Origin of the sequence: Peribacillus sp. NPDC097224 (assembly GCF_044761985.1) — a bacterium.
Taxonomy (GTDB): Bacteria; Bacillota; Bacilli; order Bacillales; family DSM-1321; genus Peribacillus.
The window spans coordinates 229,270-254,759 of sequence record NZ_JBIWDK010000006.1; the positions used below are offsets into that span (position 1 = coordinate 229,270).

Genomic DNA, 25,490 nt, shown 5'->3' on the forward strand with positions numbered 1-25,490 from the left:
AGCTGGAATAATGCATAACTATATACAACAATATATTAATGGTGAATGGGTGGATTCCACAAGTACAGAAACGATTGAAGTTATTAACCCAGCTACAGAAAAAGTCATCGGGAAAATTAGTGCTGGTACTAAAGAGGATGTCGATCGTGCAGTTGAAGCCGCACGTGCTGCCTTCCCCTCATTCTCTAGAATGGATATAGAAGACAGAATTAAGCTTTTAGAGAATATTGCTAAAGAATATGAAAACCGGAAAGATGATCTTGTTAAAGTTATAACCGAAGAGTTAGGTTCTCCTATTACTCGTAGTGAACAGATTCAGTACGAGATGGGCTTACAGCATTTTAAAAAAGCTGCGGAACTTCTTAAATCCTTCGAGTTTACGGAACAAAGAGGAAACACCTTAATCAAAAAAGAAGCAATTGGCGTTGCCGGTCTTATTACCCCCTGGAATTTCCCGACAAATCAACCTTCTACCAAACTAGCAAGTGCATTTGCTGCAGGTAGCACGGTCGTACTAAAGCCTGCCGCCATGACACCATTTGCGGCAATCATCCTAGCAGAGATTTTTGATAAAGCCGGATTACCTAAAGGGGTATTCAACTTAGTAAATGGGTCGGGCTCAACCATTGGGGACGCCATCAGTTCTCATCCAGGTATCGATTTCGTTTCCTTCACCGGTTCGGGTCCCGTGGGTACGAAAATCATGGAAAATGCGGCTCAAGATATAAAGAAAGTGTCACTTGAACTAGGAGGGAAATCTCCGTTAGTTATTTTAAAAGACGCAAATGTTAAAGATGCGGCACGAACAGCCATTTTAAATGTTGCGATGAATACCGGACAAGTTTGTACAGCGGCAACACGGACCATCATTCCAAAATCGATGCATGATGAATTCATTGAGGCCGTCAAAGAAGCACTTCCTGATTTTCCCGTAGGTGATCCACAAGATAAAAATACCTTCATGGGACCACAAGTTTCTAAAGAGCAATGGGAAACTGTACGGTCTTATATAAATAAAGGTACAGAAGAAGGAGCCACTCTTGTCGCTGGTGGGCCAGGAAAACCAGATGGACTCGATAAAGGATATTTCTCAAAAATCACCGTTTTCACTAATGTAAAAAACGATATGACCATTGCCCAAGAAGAAATCTTTGGACCTGTCATGTCCATACTGACTTATGAAACCATCGATGAAGCCATCGAAATAGCCAATGACACAAAATATGGTTTAGCCGGGTATGTATTCGGTCAAAATCCAGATGAATTGTTCAAAGTGGCTTCAAACATTCGGGCCGGCCAAATCACGGTCAACAATCCAAAAACAGACTTCTCTGCTCCATTCGGCGGTTTCAAACAGTCAGGAATCGGTCGTGAATGGGGTGATTATGGAATTGAGGAATTCCTAGAACCGAAAGCTATTATAGGTATGCCCTCTTAAGGGTTTATGTGGGTGTCCTTGTCGGGCACCCTTTAACTATGATGGAATTAAACATAATACTTCCTTATAAATGCCCACATCTCAACCAATTTATTTCCTATATCTATCCAGATAAATCTGATTTACTATAGTAGTAGCAATGAATGATTACATTTTGATGGCAATCTATACATTGGTTTCCCTACATCTACTTTCAACGATACCTGAAAGTTCGACCAAAAGGCATGTAATATTTTTGAATGCCCGACCAAGCTAATAGACTTCAATAAAAATCTTAATTATGCAAAAAAAGGGATAGTCTCTCAAAGTTGAGAGACTATCCCTTTTTAATATGAAGCCCTAGCCCTACGTGTCAAACTAATTTTATTTTAAATTAATTGGATTTAAGATTTTTGCTTTTTGATTTAGATAATTCAAAGATGGTTCCGTTAGTTAACATACCTAATAATCAATGTTTGATCCAGCGCATTGACCTGTAACACTATAGCACTTGCTTCATCAATCTTTTCGCAGTTAATTACTTTGTAAGATGTGCTTCGAACATGTCAATAATTTCAAGAAATCTTTCAGCTTCACGGAAAACATGGTCTGCTAATAAAGGATGGATAATGCTCTTAATTTTACATTCCTCAATTAGATCCCGAGCTGTTTTCTTGAAATCTCGAAGCGAAACTACAGATACCCTATTCTGATCAAGAAACTGATCTAAAAGAGGACCGGTCTTTGATTGTGGTTTCATAGACTCTAAGTCTGTAGCCTGAAACAACAATTGATCAAAATCATTGCTAAACTCCCTTGCCATATCCACAAGCTTTCTTTCCGATGGATCAAGGAGATGTCCAATGAATTTGGCATGATCGGCCATAATTCTTAAGAAAAAAACATTCTCTTTGATTATTGCATCAGGAAGTGGTTTCAACTTCCCTTCATTTAATTCAATTAACCGTTTTCTAAAATAATTTGCTTCTCGACTTGTATGGTCCACTAAAAGCGGGAAATTGTTTGCTCCTGGTAATTGACCGGTTAGTATCAGTCCTAACACTTTCCTCTTAAAGGCAAATATACCTGTCGCAGCCTGTTGAACTTCCGAATTAAACCTTTTAATTTGTTCTGGATCGGTTTGATTTGTAAAAGAATGTGATTGTTGCTCAACTTTTTCAAACAATTGATAATACTGATTTGCTTCTTCAATTAACTGTGTATCGTCACATCTAAAACCCAATCTAAGAAATAAAGAGTGTTCCTTCATAATTCTAGACCAAAAGCGAATTTCATCTAAAGACCGTGCAACAAACATTCCTGTAGCTGTTCCCATATTTGAACCTTGTGAGTTTTCATTCCAATTCATACTATGCCCCCAATATCATGCATAAATAAAATACCTTTAATATTGTATTAGCAAGTGTTCATAAAAATACTGCCAGCCTGGATAAAATATATGATTGTACATTCAAAAGGCCTCGAATTGGCAGCCCTATAATGGCCCGAATTCTACAAGATTTCGAATGAGAGGCTTGTATGTTCAACAGTCATAATTAATAAAAAAAGTCGCTCAACTACTGATTTCTCAGCATGTTGAACGACTTTTCCGATTTGGTTACGGCAGGATTTGAATATTCCTTAGTGATTTATTCCCTAAAATTCAACGTGAAGGTTTAGGAGCTGAACAATCTGAACAACTTCTCTGATTGCTCCCTTTAAATTTAGTGAAAGATTTTTCAAAGATATTTCCGCATGAACATTTAAACTGTAGTTTTTGAGAGTACCCAAGATATTCAGTAGAAAGTAATTCACTATCGGAATTCTTCGTGACATAGTCACGGATATTTTCAATAGTCCATTTTTTATTCATATTAACACACCTCCGATAGTGTTTCCGAATTAAAAAAGGAAGAAGTTTCGGATAATTCCCTTTCAATGTAGGTAAAAGGCTACCCAATCTACTTGAGTACCCTATTATAGCATTACTTTTATCATATAACACATAGCTCTTTCATATTTTAAAGTATATGAACCCCTTTCATTCTGAAGGTAGAAGGCTAACATCCTCCAAAGAGTAGAATTGTCAGCCTCTACTATTTTGCCACTTACTCTTTAGCCCTTTTTTTAATGGGTAACTAGGGGGATTTTATCTAGGCAGCTTTTACATAAGATATCTCTTCATTTAACATTTAATGGACACATTAGTTTATAAACAATTGGGTATATGAATGAATAGAATGTTTAACCAGTCTTTATAATTTTCTTTGTATTGATATTCATGATAAATAATTTTTAACTGGAGTGTTGTTAAATGCATATTGAGCTAAAAAAAGAAGCAGTAGAACAATTAAGAAAAGTGGACTATAAAAAGAACGAAGGGATACGAATCGAAGCCATCTATCTTGGAAGCTGTTCCATTTATGTGGAACACGAACTGAAAATTGATAACCAAACAAAAGAAGATGAGAAATTCATAATCGATGGAGTGCCTATATTAATATCAAGTGAATCCAAAAAGCATTTACCTAATAAAGTATTTCTTAGCTACAGTGATAGTCTTGGATATAAACTATATTCAGACGAAGAAACTTTGAGATATAATCTCCAATTGAAGAGAGTAAATGAATAAATAACTCAAAAAAAACCAACTTCTATTTCAGTTGGTTTTTTTAAGTGTAACCATATTGTTGGTTCTGTTTTAAAACTCGACCGTTTCCAAGTACAACCCAGCTGGGTCTGCCATACGGCCCGTTTGGATTCTTTCTTTCGACTCAATGATACTTGGGATATTTTTAGCTTCTATTTCATTCAATCCGACTTCTATTAACGTTCCCACAATCTTTCTAACCATATTATAAAGGAAACCATTACCTCGCACTCTAATTTCAATGAAGCCTGCAACTTCTTCTATATCAATAGAATATATTTCACGGACCATGGACTTCTTCTTTGACTTTGCATTCGAATAAGCCGTAAAATCGTGACTGCCTATAAAGTATTGACTTCCTTCTATCATGCTTGGAATATTGAGGTTTTCCTCAACATGCATACTGTATTTTCGCATGAACGGATTTGTATAGGGTTCGTTCCAGATCTTATACAAGTAGGTCTTATCCTTCACATTATAACGGGCATGAAAACGTTCAGGAACCAATGTAACTTCCACAATACTGATATCCCGTGGTAAATACCTATTCAAATAATTCATGACTTCAGTTTCAGTCATATTCAAACTCATCTTAAAATTGGCTATTTGTGAAAACGCGTGTACACCCGAATCGGTCCTGCTACACCCAATGATTTCAATGGGTTCTCCTACCATTTCCGTTAACACACTTTCTATTTTTCCCTGAATCGTATTTTCACTATCGCCAAGTCGTTGCCAACCCTGATAGCGTCCACCATCATATTGAATGGTCAATTTGTAGTTATTCATTACTTCCTCCTACTATTATTACTAATAGAGTATATCCAAAGAAAAATCCAGACAAACTAGCCTAGCCCTCACGACCCTTCATGAGGGATTGAATGATTTTTTCATTATTAGTAACACTGGTAATTATTATGTGTTTGTCCTCAAGTCACAAAATAGGAAATTCCGATTTACATATCCGGTTTCGGAATTACTCTTACAATCTTTAATACATGGTCTATGTAAAGATATACAAACATCATATTATCCATTATAAGCCTGGCAACCAAGCTGAGTACTTCATCATAGTGTACCAAAGCGGCTAACATCGTGCAAAGAAACAAAATATTCAAACAAAAAAACATGAATATACCTATCTGGATAAAAAAGAAGAAGTAACTGTGCTTACTCTCACTATAGAAATGATTTAGGTGTTGGATATGCATCCAAGTTTACATACTTATGGAGCGAGTTAAAAGGCTAATTATGTCCAAAGATTTCCCATATTAAAAACAGGTGGAGAAAAGCGTTTCTTTTTCATCCTCCTGTTTTTATTTTATTTTTTTAAGCTAAAAGCAGTTGAACATCCAAATAAACTGGATATCTTCATGTGATAAATTTCCTGTTTCATTTACGATTCAAACATTTTAGTTACAAATAATAATATTTGAGTTTTAAGTTAAAGACGCTTTTTCCCCGCCTCTTACCGGGAGTCCATGGTCGTTTTTGCAATCCGGAACAGGAACCAATCCGTAAAGTCCACGAAGCCTTGCTACTGCGTCTGCAGGTGGTTTTGAATTGTAAAAACCTCGTCGAGTCATGTAAACACCTGAATTCTTCTTAAGATCCACTAACGATTCACACATCTTAATCCCAGCAGCAAAAGAGTCGATCACCGGAACATCCCCAATCCTTGATATGCCATGGGTTGCCAGGAATACATTCATTGGTCCTTCTCCCGGTACGATTATATCTGCTCCCTCAGCAATGGCCTTTTCAGCAGCCTTTTTGAATGAAGCTATGACTAGCTCAGGATTTTCGAACCCGGCCAGCACATCGTCAAAACCAATCTCCGTCTGTACAATGGGACCGAGTTTCCCTCCCAAGCCATATCGTTCCGCATTTTGACGAAGCTCATCTGCTAGTGGGGCCAAGAAATTCACCACACCGATTCGATCACCAAGCATGGAAGCAATATGGAAAGAGGCTTGTCCATACCCGATAACCGGAATATCCACCAATGTACGGGCTTCTAACAGACCCACATCTGGAATTGTACCGATGAACATGGCATCATATCCAGCACTTTCAGCCATTAATGCTGCGCGGACAAACTGCTCACGGTGTAAATTTTGAAGATAAGAATAAGTAATAAAATGTCCAGGGTAATTCGATGGGTAAGTCTCTTTCTCCATTCCGTGGAGAACAACCTCCACCCCCGGGCGAGCTACACGATCAATGTGCTTTAAAACAGCATCCCTGTATGGAACCACTGATTCAATACTGGTTAGACTTTGATGCCAGATTTTCATGAGTTACCTCCTTAATTAGAAAATGTGTGCAATTTACGAAAAGGGAATATTACATTTATCAATTACATTAAAATCTTACCCAAGCGTATTATCGGTTTACACTTCCTTACCAACATTCAGTGGGAATTTTCTATGATATTGATTCAAGGTAATGAGCGTCAGCAAACTAACAAGCATAAACCCTGTAATGACTAGCATACCTTGCTGTAAATTTAAGACACCTAATACCATCGGCCCAATAAAACCACCCAAAGATGACAAGGTACTTACGAGAGCGATTCCTGCAGGTGCTGTAGATTCACTGAAGAAAAAGGTTAAATAAGCATAAAATGAACCCGAAATTCCATATAGTCCTGCGGAAGCTATTGAAAGCATTAAAATCATTAATGGTATGGTTGTAACAAAGGCACATCCGATTAAGCCAACCATAGCAATTGATACACAAACAGCCAGATGTTGTTTATGCTTATTGGTTCTGTCCGCATTCCAACCAACAAATAAAATCGAAGGTATGGCAACCAATGGAGGTATCATTGCAAGCCAACCGACTTCCATGTTTGAAGTACCGGACGCAGAAAGATTTTTAATAATGGTCGGTATCCAGAAATTCAGACCGTTCACAGCTACAAATCCTGCAATATTAAATACTGACAGTTTCCAAACATTCGAATCTTTCAGCATACCCCTATGCGAGGTTTTATTATGTTTTGCAGCTAACTTTCTTTCCGTTTCTAGTTCCCCTTCCAGCCATGTCTTTTCTTCATTTGTTAACCATTTTGCATGGGCAGGGCGATTTGTCAAATAAAACAGCACAATTATGCCTAACATTACAGCTGGGAGGCCTTCGAGAATAAACATCCATCTCCAGCCAGATAACCCACCCCAAGCTATTTTATCGATAATCCAAGTTGAGAGCGGCGCACCAACTAATGCAGCTAATGGGAGAGCAACAAAAAACGCTGCAGTTGCTTTTCCACGTTCCCGGGCACGGAACCAATACGTTAAATACAAAATGATGCCAGGGGTGAACCCTGCCTCGGCGACACCTAACAAGAAGCGTAAGATATAAAGATGCACTGCCGATTGAACGAAACCGGTAAGTATGACTATGATTCCCCAGGTAATCATGATGCGAGCGATCCAAAACTTTGCCCCAACCTTTTGCAAAATCATATTACTAGGTACCTCAAATAGACAGTAACTGATATAAAAGAATCCTGATAGAAGTCCAAACATTTCGGCCGATAACGCCAGTTCAGCATTCATTTCTAACGCAGCATATCCCATATTAACCCGGTCAAGGAAAGCAACAATATACAAAACCAAAATAAAAGGCAAAATCCTTACCATTGTTTTCTTCAATGTACTACTTTCAATTTCCTGTATATTGATATTCTGGCTCATATCTATTTCCTCCCACTGAATGGGTTTTCCAAAAGACTAATAGTCTCTATATAACTGAAACCAGTAACGGTCATTCTCCTGTGAGGCTCTTCATCCAGACGTCCATATTTTTAAAAGAATGTTGAACAACTGCGCACATTTTATTTTGTTAACGATTTTCCAGCCCTCAACTTATTTATAGCTTGGTTCGCTGCCACTCTACCAAAAATGGCTGCTTTCCCTAAAGAACTCCCTGTCATGTACCCTGCTCCATGAAATCCACCAACCATCTCTCCTGCCGCATACAAACCAGGAATCACTTCATTAAATGGATTGATGACTTCTGCTCTGGTATTAACCCGTACACCTGCGTATGTCGCTAGCATAGCCGCAACGGTTTCCATCGCATAATATGGTGCTTGTTGAATTGGCAACGGCGTTCCAAATGTATGAGTTAAAGTTTTTCTACCAAATGCATCGTTTCCTCTAGCAATCCCTTCATTATATGATGCGACGGTCTGGATTAAGCTTTCAGTAGGTAGTTGAAGTAAAAGAGCTAGCTCTTCTAAGGAATCTGCTTTCACTATTAAATTTTCTGAATATAAAAGATCAAAATCATATAGGGCATCGTTTTTTACACTTTCATTCATAACTGCTTGATCAAAGACTTGAAAGGTTTTTTGTTTTTGTTGTAATGCTGCATCGCCTAATAATTTGTAAGAAATCGATTCATTCACAAAACGGTTGCCTTCTTCATTTACAATGATGCCACCCTTATAGAATGTATGGGCTTGGAGCTTTCCCCCATTAGTCGATTTTGGATGAAAGCCATATGTGCCTTTCAAATTCGGAAAATCTATTAACCATGCACCTACAGAAGCTGCTAACTTTAATCCATCTCCTTGATTCCCGGTCCCTCCAAGGCGAATCGTACCATCTAATTGAGGGGCATATAAATGCAGCATCTCTTCACTTTGAGAAAATCCACCAGTCGTTAAAATCACACCTGAATTGGCAAAGCATTCTTTTTTCTCACCATTCTGTTCATACACTACACCTTTAACCGAATCTTCCTTGATGATCAATCGATTTACAGGGCTATTCAAATACAAGATAGCTCCATTTTCCACTGCCTTATTCCTTAGCGAGTAAATTGCTTGCTCCGGTATGATTGTATGTCCTCTTGGATTAGAATGGCCACTCACTGCCTGACAATCTTGAAACTGAATACCATGTGCTACGAGCCAGTTATATGTTTCCAGTTGATGTTTTCCATACGCTTTTACTAGCGCCTCATCATTTTGATGCTGGCCAACCGTTAACATATCTTCTATTAAACTAGGAGTTGAGTCTTGGATGCCGAGACGTTTTTGAAAATCCGTTCCAGCAAAGGCCATAAAACAACCGCTTAAAAGGGAACTGCCCCCAATGGTATCTTGTTTTTCAAAGATAGCGACGCTTAATCCTTGCTCGGTAGCTTCCAGTGCGGCACATAGGCCAGCCATCCCAGCCCCGACAATAATCACATCTACTTGGTTCATTACCTTATACTTCCTTTGTTGCTGCTAACAAAACGCTTAGCCCGGCCTCACACACTTGCATATCATGCGTGTAATGCCCACCGCTAACACCAATCCCCCCAACGCACTCACCATCTACCTGGATTGGATATCCTCCACCAAATACCACAAGGCGATTTGTATGTACTAATCCAGCCATTAATGGTGGATCATCCTTCAAGCGATCATACCATTCATGTGTCGCACGATTATAAGCGGCTGCTGAAAATGCCTTATTTTGAGCGATTTCCAATGCCAAGACAGGCGTACCGTCCATAGCAGAAAACGCCTTTAAATTTCCCGCTTTATCCACGATAGAAATCGCAAAGTTCATGCCTAACTCTTTCCCTTTCTCTTCTGCCTTTTTAAGTATCTCCTTAGCCAAATCCAATGTAATTGTTTGTTGTGTGTAAACCTGTTTCAATTCTGTCATTATAAACTCCCCCATTTCATTATTTTGTAATTCCAACTGGCATTCCAGCACCAAATGCTTCTACAGAAGTTGCCGATATAGCCTTACTCTTTGGTAAAACTATATCCACGATTACATAGGCTATATCGATGGGATGCAGCCATCCTGCCTTATTGATATTTCCGCCTAGTGCTGCGGTCATTTGCGTGTCGACAGGTCCCGGACATACTGCATTCACTCGCACGCCATAAGGTTTTAATTCTTCTCCCAATGCTTTCGAAAAACCGATTACAGCATGTTTTGAAGTGATATAAGCACTGCGATCCGGACCACCTTTAGTACCCCATATAGATGAAATGTTCACAATAACTCCATCATTTTTTTGCTTCATTTCCTTTACAACTTGTTTGCTGAAATAGTACGGACCATGCACATTCACATCAAACATCCTTTGCCACTCATAAGTAGATGTTTCAGTAAAAGGTTTTAAAAGCATTGCTCCTGCATTATTAATTAAAATATCAACCGTCCCAAGTTGTTCCCTAACCTTCTCTACAACCGCCTCGACTTCCTCTTCATTCGCTACATCGCATGAAACGGCAATTGCTTTCGTGCCATAAGTGTTTTGAATAAACTCTGCCACGTTTTCACATTCCTGCAGATCTCGGGCGCAAATGGCCACCTTTGCTCCGTAGGAAGCCAGTAAAATGGCGGTTTCTTTCCCAATCCCCTTACTGGCACCTGTTATAAGTGCCACTTTTCCCTCTAGTTCCATTTAAGACCTCCTCCTTCATTAAATCGTTTGATAGCTATCTATATACGACACAGCATGTTTACCCGCACGACGTCCGAATACTAAGCAGCGCAATACAGATGTACCGCCTGGATATTTTCCATAATATATGCCTGATGTTTCACCAACAGCATATAAACCAGGAATCGGCACTGCATCACCTGTTAACACGCGACCCTCGACATCTGTTGCAAGCCCACCGTTAGTAAATACATTGCAACAATGTATGGGATACGCAATAAAAGGCCCCTCATTAATGGGAATCGACCAATTAGATTTATTTAAAGCTAATGTCGTCGTCGCTAAACCATCTACTTTGTCATAAATGAATTCCCCAGTTGGACAATCAGCGTTAAAATTGTCTACCGTTTGTACAAGGTTTTCACGATTCACATTGATTTTGTCCGCTAACTCTTCGATTGTACTAGCAACAATTGGTGGCCTATCAGTTTGTAAGGCCTCTTCGTAATTAGGAATCGTATACATCTTTTGATCTGTAATCATATAGGCGACATGATTTTCGCATGTATAAAAGATTTTGCGTGCTACTTCTTCGTACTGCTCATCAATTGTTGATACACCTTCATCGGTAAAGCGTTCACCATTTTGATTCACCAAAATTGCGTATGGAAATAACATAACAGCCGCTTCTTCACGCTTACTCCTAGGGTCTACCGGCTCTGCATGAAAGGAATCAAATTGACCGTTTCCTGTTGCACCAATTCGCATCGCCATTCGAATAGCTTCTCCTTTATTAAACAAGCCACCTTCTGAAACCGGAGGGATTTTGTGTGCATCTCTCCCCACATATTGAGCCATCATTTCTTTATTGCCTTGAAATCCACCTGCCGCTAAAATTACAGCATTGGTTTTCAAGTAGATGCTACTGCCATCAGATACACGTACATGTAGTCCATTTACAGCTCCTGTATCATCAAGGGTTAAGTCCCAAGCTGTAGCCTCATATATAATTTCGACACCTAAAGCACGAGCGCGTAAACTTAACGTATCAACAATCGCTTTACCTCCCCCCACTGGTAATAAACGTGGCCGGGAAGCGGTTAAAAACATTGTAGGTAAGAAATCAAATTCAACCCCCTTGGATTCAACCCATCGTAACGTTGGCCCAGCCTCTTTTTCCAATGTTTCAGCATATTGAATATCAATTAAATTATCTGAAAAATCACGCATGTCGCCCACCAAATTAGGTGCCGGTGTATCAATGTTTTCCATTCGCATATATGCAGCAGTCCAACGGGTATTCCCACCCCGTTTTTCAAACGGTGCACGTTCTAAAATTGCAATAGAGAGTGATTGGTTTTGAGCTTTTGCCTCTTCCGCTGCGGCTAAAGCAGCTGCTGTTCCAGCTGCTCCACAACCAACAATAACAAGATCATAATTTACTTCATCCATGTGCATTCACCACTTTCTCACTTTTCAGAATATTTTTCTTCCATTTTATTAATCTCATGTAATTTAAATAATTCTTGACGTTCCTCCCATGAGCAAATATATGGTGCTATATTTTTCTGTGACTGTTCTTGCTTTAAAACGTTCACTGCATCTTTTACTCCTTTAATGGCACCACGTAAAACCGTATTGGCACAAAGCATAACGCGATAACCCATTTCTTGTACTTCCGTTTGAGAAAATAGAGGGGTCTTTCCCCCTTCTACCAAGTTCAAAATAAGTGGAATGCCTGTTACTAATTTTGGAATTTCTACAATCTGTTCATATTCTTGTGGAGCTTCGATAAAAATGGCATGAGCACCAGCTTCTTTGTACGCATTCGCACGTTTGATTGCTTCATCAAAACCTAACACAGACAGTGCATCCGTACGTGCAATGATTGCCAGTTTTTCATCTTGACGCGCATCAAGAGCTGCATGTATTTTCCCTATCATTTCTTCTTGAGAAATCACTTCTTTACCATTAAAATGGCCACATTTCTTTGGCATGACCTGGTCTTCAATTTGAATGGCAGCGGCCCCTGCCTTTTCTAATATTTTTATAGTTCGTTGCATATTAATAGAATTTCCAAATCCAGTATCTGCATCTACCACCAAAGGGACCTTTGTGATATCGGCCATCCAAGAAACAACCTGTGCAATTTCCGTCAACGTCGTTAACCCCACATCCGCCCAACCAAGTTGCGCATTGGCAATGCCTGCTCCTGTCACATAAATCGCTTCAAAACCTGCTTCTTCTAATATCCGAGCTGTCATACCGTCATATGCGCCTGGTAATAACAGTGTCTCTTGCTGCTGTAATAATTGATAAAATTTTTCTGTCTTAAGCATGTACTTCATCCTTTAACTAGTTACTTGTAAGTCATGTGCTACACTCTGATGAAAAATAATTGTAGATTCCTCAAAATGAAAGTTTTGATTGAATTGTATTCTTTGATCAAACACATGCACAACTTGGGAAATAACCCGCTTTCCAATCAACATGGAAACATAATAACTACCCTCATCAGGGAGAGTATAATGCTCTTTCAAACCCTCATGGAAATGGTACTGGACTTGATAAGGTCTTCCGAGTAGTGCAGTCATCGTTTCCACTTTTCCTTTTCGTAAAAGTTCTCGTAAATAAGTGGAACTTACCTTAGTACCATACATTTCATACTTTTCTACGGCATCCACGGATAGAAGTTGTTCACTGTGCTCTGCAATCGTTTTAATCGTTCCAGCACCCTTCGCTCCATACGTATAATCAAAACCAGCTACCACGTGTTTCACTTGTAAGTTGATTAAATATTCTTGCACAAATGTTTTCGGTGTTTGAGATGCAAATGTCTTTGTAAATTCCACAATGTAGAAAATATCTACACCCAGTGTCTTTAATTGTTGTACTTTTTGCTCCATTGGCATTAAATAATCGATTTCTTGATTTGAAAACACGGTTTTGGGATGTGGAAAAAAACTCATGACCGCTAAAGGAAGCCCTCTTAGCTTTGCTGATTTTTTAGCCTTTGTTATGACATGTTGGTGCCCCTTATGAACTCCGTCAAAAAACCCTAATGCCATTACGCTTGAACAACTATTAGATTGAAAAAATGATAGATTTTGTTCATTTACAAGAATCACTTTCATCACTCTTGCCTACCTTCCATACATTAGCGAACTTCAATAGTAAGATTGTTCAGTTCCTTATCCTGCACAGTGTCACCCCAATACGTATTGCAGGAAGACCGTTCCTCTAATGTCCACTCAATCGGCTCCCAGTCCGGTTCGAAAATTTGATAACCACCTGAAAACAATTCCACACGACACCCACTTCCTGGGTCTATAACATATAGATAAATAGCTTGTGTTGCACCGTGCTTTCCTGGTCCGATAAATTGCAGTCCATTCTCTTTTAAAATATCCGCTGCTCGTAAGATATCTTGTGAATCATCCAACCAATATGAAATATGATGCAAACGAGCCGGAGTTGGTAATTTATCTTTCTTTAGTAAAGCAACATCATGAACCAAGGATGTTACACTTAACCAAGCTGCTAAAATACCATCATCACCGCGCATATATTCACGCATGTTAAAGCCCAAAACATCCATTAAAAACTCGTATGAAGCGTTTACATCTGTAGACGTATGAATATTCACATGATCGAAGCGTCGAGGAGAAATACCCTTTCGCCATGATTGATATACCTGATTTTTTAATATCGATGCATTTCCATTTGTTGCTTTCGGCTTCTCAACATCATAATACAGCTCAAATGTATGGCCACTCGGCATCTTAAACCGGATTGAATCTCCTATTCCAACCGTTGTCCCTTTTGGATATTCTTCAAAGGCCACTTCGTGTTTTTCCAATATTCCCTTGAAGCTTTCAACGCAATTTGCTGTTTTAGTACGCCAGCCAATATGTTTCACATAGCCTTCCTCTCCAGCTTCCAGGCTTAATGTGTGATGTTGAAAATCGCTATATGCACGCAAATAATGAACACCATTTACCTCCTCAGTTTCTTCCAAGCCGATCACTTCTTTGAAAAAGAATAGTGATTTATTTAAATCGCTCGTAACTAATGCAACATGTCCTAACTTCGCAATTTCTGGTTTCAATGCTCCTCTTCCTTCCTGTATGAAAACTCGATTAGCTTTGGTTCCATCTTACAAACTTTTTTTATTGAAAACTACGAATCATTTTTCTGAAATTCAATCAGTTTTCCATAAAGAACTACCTAATTTTCGCTTTATCCTCATTGGTCATAAACTGATAGTTTGCCACTCCTCGTTGTTCAATCGGAATAGCCAGTAAATATCCCGCAAGAGGTTCCCGCTTAACCTTGTCCTCTGGTAATGGTTCATATGCAGTCGTGACAAACAAGGTATCTAGGTTTTCACCACCAATTGTGCAAGAGGTCACGTGTGATAATGGCAGTTCAATTTCTTGAATGACTTCCATCTTTTTAGGACAGATACATACAATTCGCGTCGGTGTCTTTAAGCGAGCAGCTATGGTACCACCTTTATATAAAGCTACCCATAGGTTTCCATCTGCATCGATTACCATACCGTCAGGGAAACCTTCATCCATTTCAAAAGAGTAGATGATTTTTTCAAATTGGATTTCACCATTTTCTTTTAGCTGATATTGGAAAATCAGATGCTTAGAAGAGTCAATATGATAAAAATTATGGGTCTTGCGATTCCAATCCAATCCATTCGAAAATGTTATATTTTCCAGTTTCACAGAAATATTCCCACCAGCATCAACACTAAATAACTTGGAGTTTTCAAAAGGGTAATGTGACAATGCTGTATAAGGAGATTCTTTGAAGCGTTTAAAAAAACCGTCCGACATTCCTACCCAAATCTGTCCATCCGGTCCGCACTTGCCATCATTCAAATAATGAATATCATTAAGTCCATCTGGTAAGACAAAAGGGACTTTACTACCTTTTTTAAAATTCAAATAATACAAACCATCTTTATATATGCCAATAAACTGTCCATCCGCTGATGGCACAATAGATTTGATCCAACCTAGTGCATCATATACACTTTCTTGTTCCGTTTCCGGGTTGTACGTAATGATTTTCTTCGCCGTAATATCCAGCCAAATTAAACCATATCCTTCATGCCAAATCGGGCCATCTCCAAATTTCGCACGGTAGTTTCCACATTTTTTTATATTAATCACCCACTATTTCTATATCGTTCCACCCTGTCTTCCCTTCTGACATATTAACTCGTTTTCACAAAGGTGAACTTGCATGGAAAACGGATAAAGTTCATAAAATCATTAGTGAATTGTAAAAAAAGAAAGAGTATTTATCTCTTCCTTTTCTTACGATATGAGAGGGTATTTACTTTGCGTGTTGCAATTGCTGTGCTACTTCATAAATCAAGTCTTCCTGACCCCCAACTGCCTTGCGCTTTCCTAGTTCTACTAAAATATCACGTTCATCTACCTGGAATTGTCTTGCAGCTTTTTCAGTGTGAAGTAGAAAACTCGAATATACTCCCGCATAGCCCATCATAAGGCTTGAACCCGATATTTCTTGTGGTCTCGGCAAGATTGGCGCTACAGTATTATTTGCCGTATCAATAATTTTGTATAAATCAATACCAGTTTGAATATGGAGACGATTTAAAACAGCAATCAATGCTTCTGTTTGAGTATTGCCACTACCTGCCCCAAGCGCACGTAGTGAACCATCAATATATGTAGCTCCTGCCTCAATAGCTGCTAGGGAATTCGCCATCGCTAAAGACATGTTATTATGTGCATGGAAGCCAATTTCACAGTGCACATGCTGCTTTAAGGCTTGGATGCGTTCCGTCACTTGATTCGGTAACAAATGCCCTGCCGAATCGGTCACGTAAATGATGTCCGCACCGTATTGCTCAAACAATTTCGCCTGTTCTACAATGACATCGACTTGTGCCATATGCGCCATCATTAGAAAACCTGCTGTTTTTAAACCTAATTCCTTACTCATGGCAATATGTTGTGCAGCTATATTCGCTTCCGTTACATGCGTTGCAATACGGGCCATTTTTGCCCCGACTTTAACCGCCTCTTTTATATCTTCCTTAATACCGATTCCTGGGATTAAAAGTACGGCTACTTCTGCCTGCTGACATTCATCGACAGCCGTTTCAATGAGTTTCAGTTCATCTACCAAGGAAAAACCGTATTGTAAACTGGAACCGCCAAGCCCATCTCCATGAGCTACCTCAAAATACTCCACTCCTGCCTGATCCAAACCTCTTGCAATATCTCTTACTTGCTGCTCGGTAAAAGCATGTTTCATTGAATGACTGCCATCCCGTAATGATACATCCAGCACATGAACATCCCTCATGAAACCGCTCCTCCCTGAGCCAACATACTCTTCGCCATTTCATTAGCCACACGCGCGGCCGCTGCGGTCATAATATCTAGATTCCCTGAGAAGGCTGGAAAGAAATCGCCTGCACCTTCAACCTCTAAGAATACAGAAATCTTATGATCTTCAAAAACAGGTTCTCCACGTAAACGATAGCCTGGCACGTATTCCTGTACTTCTTGTACCATAGCTCGAATAGAGCTAATGATTGCTTCTTCTTTTCCCTTTTCTGAAACAAGGGCATGCACCGTATCTCGCATAATGATTGGTGGCTCAGCAGGATTAAGAATGATAATGGCCTTACCCTTTTTAGCACCGCCTACGACTTCGATTGCACGAGAAGTCGTACGTGTAAATTCATCGATGTTGGCGCGTGTGCCAGGGCCTGCACTTTTGCTCGCAACCGTGGCAACTATTTCGGCATAATCTACAGCTACTACACGATTGATAGCATGTACGATGGGAATTGTAGCTTGTCCACCACATGTCACCATGTTTACATTATCTTTATCAAAGTGCTCCGTTAAATTAACGGGTGGCACTGTGAAAGGTCCGATTGCTGCTGGTGTTAAATCAATCATCTTTTTACCCGCGGACTTGATTACCTCGTAATTTTCCGCATGTGCGTAGGCGCTTGTTGCGTCAAAAACGATATCAACAAGATCCAGCTGATTTTTCAACCCTTCTATCCCATTTTCAATCGTATGATAACCTCGATCTCTAGCTCGTTTTAAGCCTTCTGAATTCTTATCGATACCGATCATGACCGACATTTCTAATGCATCGCAACGTTCAATTTTATACATTAAATCGGTTCCAATATTCCCGGAACCGATAATTCCCACTTTTAGTTTTTCCATATTGTCACCTCAGTCTGAAAAAGTTACCTTCATATGGCCGTATGGGCCATAATCTATTTCAAATACATCTCCCGATTCAAACGGTACAGCCGCAGTGATTGCACCGGAAAGAATAAATTGTCCTGCTTTTAATGTAATATCATAGGCTGCTAACATGTTCGCAAGCCATGCCACGGCCTTTGCTGGGTTCTCCATGACAGCATTGCTAATTCCTTCATCAAAAACCGAACCATTTTTCATCGCTATAATCTTAATGTTTGCTAATTCAGCCATTGTTGGTTGGGAATGGATATCGCCTAGTATGGCACCGGCCGATGAACCATTATCAGCAACCGTATCCTCAAAACGGAATTTCCAATCTCTAATTCGGCTATCGATTATTTCAATTGCCGGTACCACCGCTTCGGTTGCCTTTAAAACATGTTCCGCCGTAATGTTCGGGCCTTGTAAATCCTCCCTTAATATGAAAGCGATTTCAAATTCTACCTTTGGACTGATAAAATTTGAAACGGATACTACACTATTATTCTCGAAAACCATATTGTTCAAAATATGTCCAAAATCCGGTGAATCAACACCAAACATGTCCTGCATGACCTTACTTGTCAAACCAATCTTCATGCCTACTAAATTAGCATTTTCTAATTTCTTTTGGATCTGCAGCAGTTGAATATGATATGCATCATCTACCGAGATTTTAGTTGTGGATGTAAAAGGTTCAATAGGTATCTTGTTTTTTTCAGCATCTAGTAATGCTTGGCTTGCTGATTGAATGTTCATACCTTCCCCCTAGACGACGGTTTGCAGTGAGTAATATTTTCCTGAATAGAATAATAATGGTTCTTTTTCTTCCAGGAGAATATCCTGCACTTTACCGATAAATAATGTATGATCCCCTTCGACATATGAAGAAACTACTTCGCAACTAATTTGAGCTAAAGCACCTGGTAGTACCGGAACCCCAGCCAATGTATCAAATTCAATATCTATTTCACCCTTCTTCTGTCCAGCAAATATCATCGAATATTCTTGCTGATCTTCGGCTAATATATTGACTCCAAATTGGCCACTTTCTCGAATTTTGTTAAGACAACGAGCATTTTCACCAATTGAAATAACAACTAATTTGGGATTAAGGGATACGGACATGAAAGCATTTGCCGTCATCCCGTGCACCTTACCATCATGCTTTGTTGTGATCACGGTCACGCCCGTCGAAAATTTCCCCATTGTATCTCGAAATAAACGATCGTCCATCCAGATTCCCCTCCTTTATGCTTTAATGGTTGGATTATTTTCTGTATTCGCATCCATTTGATCTCCCCAATATGTGAAACCGATATCCATTTCATCAACCGTCCAACGAATTGGTTCCCAGTCTGGTTCAAAAATTAAATAGCCGTTTGTAAAAATCTCCAATCTTACACCACTACCCGGATCAATCGCATATATATACATGGCTTGTGAGATACCATGCTTTCCAGGTCCTTTAAAGAAGATTCCATTTTCTTTTAAAATATCTGCCGCTCTCAATAAATCTTGTGCATTATCTAACCAGTAAGCGATATGATGGACTTCATGTGTTGACGGTGAGTTTGGATCGAAGCTAAAGGCAATGTCATGGACCAGTGGAGTGACACTCATCCAAGCGCCTACATACGTACCATCTGGTGCCTCTACATATTCACGGAGATTAAAACCTAGGTGTTCTTGCATGAAGTCTACCAATTCATTCGCAGGCAATGAACTTAATAGATTTACATGGTCAATTCTGCGCGGAGACACACCTTTGTTCCAAGATTTATGTGTTTGATTTTTTAGCACAGAACGTGTTTCTGGAGAAGCTAATGTTTTTTCCATATCGTAATAGATTTCAAAAGTATGACCGCTTGGTAGTTTGAAACGGAATGCCTTTCCTTGTCCTTTTTCGGTTCCTTCTTCTACCCATTTGATGGCTATGCCGCTATTTTCGAGTTGTTCAGCAAATAAATCGACATCTTCACGACGCTTTGTACGCCAGGCAATGTGATCTAAGTAAGCTTCCTCTCCAGCACGTATCGACAATGTATGGTGCTCGAAGTCACCCCATGCACGAAGATAATGGACGCCATTCACTACATCAGTTTCCTCTAATCCAACCACTTCTTTAAAGAACCAAAGTGATTTTTCTAAATCCGTACTCACTAACCCAAAATGACCCAATTTTGAAATTTCTGCTTTACTCATACCATTTCCCCCTTATCTAATTTATGCAAAGTATGTGTTTGCCTCTAAATCACACATAACCCGGCCATATGTCTCCAATAAACTTGACGGTGTAATGAAACCATGTAAATGCATGGTGATGAAATCACGATAAAATGTTTGGAATACATTGTTGTTATAAGCGAATATGGATCCTGATCCAGCTAACATCAAATCAAATGCTTCCTTACATAATTGATTAGCATAGCCAAACTGCGCTTTTATCCGGATACTTTCTTTCTGTGTAAAAACTTGCCCTTTTGTCGAATGGCCATCTAAATTCCCAATGGCATTTTCCAGTAACATTCGTGCACATTCCAGTTTCATATCAATTTCAGAAATTTGCAGATGCGTCACTGCCGCTTCATCCATTTTGTTGTAGAAGGTATTACCGATTCCCGCTTTTGCCACGCGCTCCATATGCAAATCAAAGCCACCAAGCGCGATTCCCAAAGCCGGAGCCACGATGGACAACGTTAACGATGGTACAAACGGTGTGCGATATAGCGGATTATCCTTAAGTTCATCGATAACATAATGTCCTTGCTGCGCAAGACGATCCAATGACGTACGATGTTCCGGAATGAACACATCCTTCACAATAACACTGTTACTACCAGATCCCCGAAGACCCACAACGTCCCAGTCATCTAAAACCGTGACATCTTCTTTTGGAATAACCAGGATTGCCATCTCAACGCCGCCATTGCCATCATCAATTGGTGCACCAAAGTAAAACCAATCCGCGTATGGTGAACCGGAGACAAATGGCCATTTAGCATCTTTAATCATGTAGCCGCCATCTACTTTTTCAATATCAATGTGAATGGGTTTGAAATTCCCAGCTAAGACAACATCCCTATCTTGATTAGGTCCAAAAATATCCATCAGTGCTTTTCGACCAAACGCATACGAAATCATGTAATCCCGAATATTACTAAGCGAAACAAACCATCCAGCTGAAGCATTGCCACGACTAATTTCTGTTACAACATCAAAGTACGTGCGCATGTCCGTTTCATACCCCTTGAACATTTTCGGACGCAGAATTTTCAAAAGTCCTTTATCACGTATAGAATCAACGATTTTCGTAGATAATGTACTCGTTTGATCTATTTCTAGAGTAGCATCGCGTAATTCCTTTCGTAGTGATCGTGCGTTTTCAATAAGCATCTCACTGACGTTTTCTATATTCACTATGGCTTCACTCATCGTAATTCCTCCTTTCAATCATTTAGATTTTCACTTGAACTTTATCTTTGGTAAAGAAATGCTTCGTCTCATGCAAAAATTCTTCTCGTTGTTCAATCATTACCCAGTGTCCACATTTTTTGAAGACGCGCAATTCCACATTTGGCAAATGGTCAAGTGCATATAGACTACTTTGTAATGGTACGAAACGATCGTAGTAACCATGAATCAATAAAAACTCATTCTCCATCCGTTCAAGTGCAGTTTGTGGAATAAGCATTTCTGTCAACGAAGACTTGGTGAAGTTCTCTCGATATGAACGAAGAATTTCCGGACGCTGGAACATTGCAAAACGCTCATCTACTACCTGATCCACAAAATCTTTCATGCGATTCACATCATGGACAAACCAGCTTAATAAGTTCCTTAAATTTTCTTTTGTCGGGTCCAGATGGAAACTAGAAAGTTTCATCAGTTCTGGAGTAGGCTCTTTTAAAAGGACCCCTGCTCCCATTAGAACGACTTTTCCAAAGCGTTCCGGTGCCTGCATGTTCAAGTACATGGATACAACGCCACCAAGGGAATTTCCTATTAAATTGGCTTTTTTAACTTGCAATGCATCCATCAAGTCCAGAATTTGCTGAACGCGCATCGACATCCATTGCACACCATTTTCCGGATAGACTTCCGGATGATCCGTATCCCCGAATCCGATTAAGTCTGGTGCAATAACATGGAAATCTTGTGCATATTCTTCTAAGACAAATTGCCAGTTGGCTTTTGCATTGGCTCCTGGACCTGACCCATGAATGAAAATGACCGTTTCTTCATGTTCCTTACCACCCTCATGAAAATACGTTTCAAAATCACCTGTTTTAACTTTATTTTGTTTGATTGTCATATCCATACCCCCTAAGTAGTTTTAATTTTCAATCTTTTTAACTTTTGAATGTATTGCCCAGCGTGTTCACCAGCCCTTTTTCCAAATACAGCACCGGAAGTCAAGCCAGCACCACCAGGGTAGTTATCATAATACAACCCACCTACGATTTCACCGGCTGCATATAACCCTTCAATGGCAGTGAAGTCATTGTGTATCACTTGTGCCTGTTTATTGATTTTTAACCCTCCGTAGGTGAACGTGATTCCGCAAGCCACTTCATAGGCCTCAAAGGGTCCTTCATCTAGTGTATTGGCCCAATTTGATTTTGGTACAGCCAAGCCGACAGCACTCTTGCCATCTAGAACATTGGGGTTGAAAGCCACATCAGAAACGGAAGCGTTGAAAGTTTCCACTTCTTTTAAAAATCCATTTTTATTGATGCCATCCAGTTTGTCAGCTAATTCTTCTAATGTATTGGCCGTCACTTTGGTAATATGGCGACCATTGTATTCCTCTCGGATAAAAGGTTTAACCTTTGCATCAAAGATTTGCCATGCAACTTGTCCCGGTTGCTTTAAAATTTCTCTACCGACTTTCGCATAAATATAGTTACGGAAATTTTCCCCTTCATCAAAGAAACGCCGGCCTTGTTGATTAACCATAATGCCAAAAGGGAAACTTAACTTTTGAAAACCTTCCTTATAATCTTGAAGATATCGATCTCCACATACTGCATGTGCCCCTGACCAATTGCCAGTCGTACGCGCCCCAAGTGACATTGCCATCCGTAGACCATCACCAACATTATATTTACAACCTCTTGTATGAACCGTATCCCATCCGGGTCCTAAATACTGTGTCCTCATCGCCACATTGGCATGAAATCCACCAGATGCTAAGATGACAGCTTTACAGGAAATTATCCGTTCTTGGTCACCGTTGCGCACTATAACTCCTTCAATTGTGCGGTTTGCGGTTACGAGGTCGATTGCTGCTGTATCATAGTGAATTTTCACACCCAGTCGTAATGCTTCTCGGTGGAGAGCATCGACCAATCCTTTACCTCCACCAACGGCCTCAATGACCATTCCTCCCCAAAAATTAAACTTATTTTCCATTTTATAAGCCTGCCGACCGTAGATTGGAATCCAGTTAACATGATGTTCAGTGAGCCAACGAACGGTATCATAACTCATTTTTGTCATGATCGAAGCCAAATCATAATCCGTTCGATAGTTCGACATCACGGCAAGGTCATCAAAAAATTGCTCTTTCGTATAAGTACCAAAGTCAATTGTATTAAACTCCTCATCCGTCATGTCCGGTAATAGAGTGCGGACTTGTTCACCATTTTCATAGGCGAATCGAATGGAGCCATGTGTATAGGCTGTGTTACCGCCTTTTTCTTCCGCGGATGATATTTCTAAAATCGTGACAGTCACGCCTTCTTCAGCTGCTGCAATGGCAGCACATAATGCAGCATTTCCCGCTCCAATGACCACGATATCCGTTATTTCCGACATTCTTTTCACTCCTATAATCTACCTATTTTATAAGCCTTTTAATAAGAGGTTATAAATGCCTATTAAAGAATTCTTGTATTAGATGATTGAATTGTTCTTTCTTTTCGATTTGCGTCCAGTGTCCACATTGACTGAAAACATGTAATTGCGCATCATCAAGATAGTCCATTAAATAATAGCTAGATTCAATCGAACACACTTTGTCATCTCTACCATGAACAAGAAGAATGGGATTTTTAATGCGACCTAGCGCCACTGTTGGAATCGGTACAGCTGCCGTTGAAAAAATGGAATTGTTAGAACGACGTACCTCTTCACGCATCGCATTTTCAAACCGATCATCTGTCAAGCCATCTATAACTGGCTGCATCTTTTCTTTATCGTATACAAACCACCCCATGATTTGCTGTAATCTTTTTTTGGAAGGGCTATCGTAAAATGACTTAGCACGGGCTAATTCTAGGCTTAATTTGGTATTAGGTGTACCACCGGGTCCCATTAAAACAATGCGGTCAAATCGCTCAGGGTATTCTAACAATAGCTCTAGCGCAATAGAACAACCAAGTGAATTCCCGACTAGATGAACTTTTTCTAATTCATAGTAATCGAGAATTTCCATCACTTGTTCGATCCAGCAGTCCATCCAAGCTTGACGATTCTTCAATGGCTCTGCTGGATGGTCGCTTTTGGCAAACCCATATAAATCTGGTGCCAAACAGTGGAATGTATCTGCACAATCGGCTAAAGCATAGCTCCAATTCGCAATGGATGTTACGCCTGGACCTGAACCGTGTAAAAAAAGGATCGTTTCATCATTTTTTTTGCCCGTTTCATTCATCCAAGTCGTATATTCCCCTGTATTAATGTGCTTCGAAGTAATTAATTTCTCTTCCCTTGTCATTTTCACACTTCATTCCTCCTTTAAGCTTCTATCGTTGGTACTATAAGTGCATTTCCCGTAATACTGTCACCCCAATACGTGTTACCAAATGCCCTTTCCTCAGGTCGCCAAACAACCGTTTCCCAGTCTGGTTCGAAGATCAGGTAGCCTCCAGTAAATAGCTCCACCCGACATCCACTTCCAGGGTCAATGACATATAAATAAATAGCTTGTGAAACACTGTGTTTTCCAGGACCAATGAATTGAAGTCCATTTTCTTTCAATATATCTGCCGCTCTCATCAAATCTCCTGAACTATCTAACCAATAAGAGATATGATGGAAGCGGGCTTTCGTTTCCAATGAATTATGTGCTACAAGTGCAACGTCATGTACTAGAGGTGTCACGCTCATCCATCCAGCTAACAGCTTGCCTTCTACTGTTTCAATGCACTCATTGATACGGAAGCCCAATTCTTCTACAAAGAAATCGAAAGCGCTATTTCCTGGGGCACATGTATGGATATTCACGTGATCAAGACGACGAGGAGAAGCTCCCTTTGCCCAAGACTTATATGTTTGATTTTTCAAGACAGATCGCCGATGATCGTCCACTTCTCCTTTTTCAACATCGTAATATAGCTCTAGCCTGTGACCTGATGGGGCAACAAATTGAAAGGCATCTCCAATTCCTGGTGTCGTTCCCGCTGCTACATGCTCTATGCTATAACCTTTCGTTTCTAGTTGTTCTTTAAATAAGTACAAATCTTCTGAACTTTTTGTGCGTAAAGCGATGTATGTCACTTTTCCCATCTCACCTGGTGAAATAGATAGAGTATGATGTTGAAAATCGCCCCAAGCTCTAAAATAATACGTATCTTGTACTTTTTCTGTTAACTCTAGTCCAATAACATCTTGGAAAAAGGTAACCGACTTTTCGATGTCTGAAGACTCTAAAGCTACATAACCTAACTTTGCAATTTGTGGTTTCACACCTAAACCCTCCTTACGGTTTTCATGTTAGAAAAATGAAAACCATTCACTACCCTATATCGTC

Annotated in this window: 25 protein-coding genes; 2 read left to right on the forward strand and 23 right to left on the reverse strand. The window is 39.8% G+C overall.

Features of this window, described 5'->3' with window-relative positions; all coding sequences use genetic code 11:
* Positions 1-10: 10 nt before the first annotated feature.
* A complete protein-coding gene (locus ACIQXR_RS13680; protein WP_402872447.1) occupies positions 11-1,438 on the forward strand; it encodes an aldehyde dehydrogenase family protein in 1,428 nt (475 codons plus the stop codon).
* 517 nt (positions 1,439-1,955) lie between these two features.
* On the opposite strand, the gene ACIQXR_RS13685 is transcribed toward ACIQXR_RS13680, so the two are convergent.
* Together ACIQXR_RS13685 and ACIQXR_RS13690 are read right to left on the reverse strand one after the other, a co-directional pair.
* Entirely contained in the window at positions 1,956-2,786 is an 831-nt protein-coding gene (locus ACIQXR_RS13685) for a DUF2935 domain-containing protein (protein WP_402872444.1), read from the reverse strand.
* Positions 2,787-3,080: 294 nt separating this feature from the next.
* The gene (locus tag ACIQXR_RS13690; RefSeq protein WP_402872441.1) at positions 3,081-3,290 is read right to left on the reverse strand and encodes a hypothetical protein; all 210 of its coding nucleotides are present in this window, start codon (positions 3,288-3,290) and stop codon (positions 3,081-3,083) included.
* Positions 3,291-3,731: 441 nt separating this feature from the next.
* On the opposite strand from ACIQXR_RS13690, the gene ACIQXR_RS13695 reads away from it, so the two are divergent.
* Positions 3,732-4,049: an iron-sulfur cluster biosynthesis family protein gene (locus tag ACIQXR_RS13695; RefSeq protein ID WP_402872438.1), complete on the forward strand. Its 318-nt coding sequence runs from the start codon at positions 3,732-3,734 to the stop codon at positions 4,047-4,049.
* Positions 4,050-4,118: 69 nt separating this feature from the next.
* On the opposite strand, the gene truA is transcribed toward ACIQXR_RS13695, so the two are convergent.
* The 21 genes from truA to ACIQXR_RS13800 all read right to left on the reverse strand — a co-directional run bounded on the left by truA (position 4,119) and on the right by ACIQXR_RS13800 (position 25,426).
* A complete protein-coding gene (gene truA, locus ACIQXR_RS13700; protein ID WP_402872435.1) occupies positions 4,119-4,856 on the reverse strand; it encodes a tRNA pseudouridine(38-40) synthase TruA in 738 nt (245 codons plus the stop codon).
* A gap of 650 nt (positions 4,857-5,506) precedes the next feature.
* Positions 5,507-6,364 carry an aspartate/glutamate racemase family protein gene (locus tag ACIQXR_RS13705; RefSeq protein ID WP_402872432.1) on the reverse strand — a complete coding sequence of 286 codons (858 nt, stop codon included), beginning with the start codon at positions 6,362-6,364 and terminating at the stop codon, positions 5,507-5,509.
* A 96-nt stretch (positions 6,365-6,460) separates the two neighbouring features.
* Positions 6,461-7,768 carry an MFS transporter gene (locus tag ACIQXR_RS13710; RefSeq protein ID WP_402872429.1) on the reverse strand — a complete coding sequence of 436 codons (1,308 nt, stop codon included), beginning with the start codon at positions 7,766-7,768 and terminating at the stop codon, positions 6,461-6,463.
* Between the two features lie 140 nt (positions 7,769-7,908).
* Positions 7,909-9,288, reverse strand: a complete 1,380-nt coding sequence (locus tag ACIQXR_RS13715) for an FAD-dependent oxidoreductase (RefSeq protein WP_402872426.1) — start codon at positions 9,286-9,288, stop codon at positions 7,909-7,911.
* 4 nt (positions 9,289-9,292) lie between these two features.
* On the reverse strand, positions 9,293-9,739 hold the full coding sequence (locus ACIQXR_RS13720; RefSeq protein WP_402872423.1) for a GlcG/HbpS family heme-binding protein: 447 nt from the start codon (positions 9,737-9,739) through the stop codon (positions 9,293-9,295).
* 19 nt (positions 9,740-9,758) lie between these two features.
* Positions 9,759-10,493 carry an SDR family NAD(P)-dependent oxidoreductase gene (locus tag ACIQXR_RS13725; RefSeq protein ID WP_402872420.1) on the reverse strand — a complete coding sequence of 245 codons (735 nt, stop codon included), beginning with the start codon at positions 10,491-10,493 and terminating at the stop codon, positions 9,759-9,761.
* An 18-nt stretch (positions 10,494-10,511) separates the two neighbouring features.
* Positions 10,512-11,924, reverse strand: coding sequence for an FAD-dependent oxidoreductase (locus tag ACIQXR_RS13730; RefSeq protein WP_402872417.1), 1,413 nt, complete (start codon positions 11,922-11,924; stop codon positions 10,512-10,514).
* A 17-nt stretch (positions 11,925-11,941) separates the two neighbouring features.
* Positions 11,942-12,811, reverse strand: a complete 870-nt coding sequence (locus ACIQXR_RS13735) for an isocitrate lyase/PEP mutase family protein (protein ID WP_402872414.1) — start codon at positions 12,809-12,811, stop codon at positions 11,942-11,944.
* Positions 12,812-12,823: 12 nt separating this feature from the next.
* Positions 12,824-13,606 carry an FAD synthase gene (locus ACIQXR_RS13740; protein ID WP_402873163.1) on the reverse strand — a complete coding sequence of 261 codons (783 nt, stop codon included), beginning with the start codon at positions 13,604-13,606 and terminating at the stop codon, positions 12,824-12,826.
* A gap of 23 nt (positions 13,607-13,629) precedes the next feature.
* Complete coding sequence (locus ACIQXR_RS13745) at positions 13,630-14,580, reverse strand: VOC family protein (protein ID WP_402872411.1); 951 nt, start codon at positions 14,578-14,580, stop codon at positions 13,630-13,632.
* Positions 14,581-14,695: 115 nt separating this feature from the next.
* Positions 14,696-15,661 (reverse strand): SMP-30/gluconolactonase/LRE family protein, encoded by a 966-nt coding sequence (locus tag ACIQXR_RS13750; RefSeq protein ID WP_402872408.1) that lies wholly within the window; start codon positions 15,659-15,661, stop codon positions 14,696-14,698.
* A gap of 166 nt (positions 15,662-15,827) precedes the next feature.
* Positions 15,828-16,829, reverse strand: coding sequence for a 4-hydroxy-2-oxovalerate aldolase (gene dmpG, locus ACIQXR_RS13755; protein WP_402872405.1), 1,002 nt, complete (start codon positions 16,827-16,829; stop codon positions 15,828-15,830).
* A complete protein-coding gene (locus ACIQXR_RS13760) occupies positions 16,826-17,713 on the reverse strand; it encodes an acetaldehyde dehydrogenase (acetylating) (protein WP_402872402.1) in 888 nt (295 codons plus the stop codon). Before ACIQXR_RS13760 ends, dmpG begins: the two co-directional genes overlap by 4 nt.
* Positions 17,714-17,722: 9 nt before the next feature.
* Positions 17,723-18,493 (reverse strand): 2-keto-4-pentenoate hydratase, encoded by a 771-nt coding sequence (locus tag ACIQXR_RS13765; RefSeq protein WP_402872397.1) that lies wholly within the window; start codon positions 18,491-18,493, stop codon positions 17,723-17,725.
* 9 nt (positions 18,494-18,502) lie between these two features.
* Positions 18,503-18,970 carry a flavin reductase family protein gene (locus ACIQXR_RS13770; protein WP_402872394.1) on the reverse strand — a complete coding sequence of 156 codons (468 nt, stop codon included), beginning with the start codon at positions 18,968-18,970 and terminating at the stop codon, positions 18,503-18,505.
* A gap of 15 nt (positions 18,971-18,985) precedes the next feature.
* Entirely contained in the window at positions 18,986-19,939 is a 954-nt protein-coding gene (locus tag ACIQXR_RS13775; protein ID WP_402872389.1) for a VOC family protein, read from the reverse strand.
* Positions 19,940-19,960: 21 nt separating this feature from the next.
* Positions 19,961-21,169 (reverse strand): acyl-CoA dehydrogenase family protein, encoded by a 1,209-nt coding sequence (locus ACIQXR_RS13780; RefSeq protein ID WP_402872387.1) that lies wholly within the window; start codon positions 21,167-21,169, stop codon positions 19,961-19,963.
* A 22-nt stretch (positions 21,170-21,191) separates the two neighbouring features.
* Complete coding sequence (locus ACIQXR_RS13785) at positions 21,192-22,049, reverse strand: alpha/beta fold hydrolase (protein WP_402872384.1); 858 nt, start codon at positions 22,047-22,049, stop codon at positions 21,192-21,194.
* Between the two features lie 11 nt (positions 22,050-22,060).
* The gene (gene tcuA / locus ACIQXR_RS13790) at positions 22,061-23,554 is read right to left on the reverse strand and encodes an FAD-dependent tricarballylate dehydrogenase TcuA (RefSeq protein ID WP_402872381.1); all 1,494 of its coding nucleotides are present in this window, start codon (positions 23,552-23,554) and stop codon (positions 22,061-22,063) included.
* A gap of 49 nt (positions 23,555-23,603) precedes the next feature.
* Complete coding sequence (locus tag ACIQXR_RS13795; RefSeq protein ID WP_402873160.1) at positions 23,604-24,455, reverse strand: alpha/beta fold hydrolase; 852 nt, start codon at positions 24,453-24,455, stop codon at positions 23,604-23,606.
* A gap of 20 nt (positions 24,456-24,475) precedes the next feature.
* A complete protein-coding gene (locus ACIQXR_RS13800) occupies positions 24,476-25,426 on the reverse strand; it encodes a VOC family protein (protein ID WP_402872378.1) in 951 nt (316 codons plus the stop codon).
* Between the last annotated feature and the right edge of the window lie 64 nt (positions 25,427-25,490).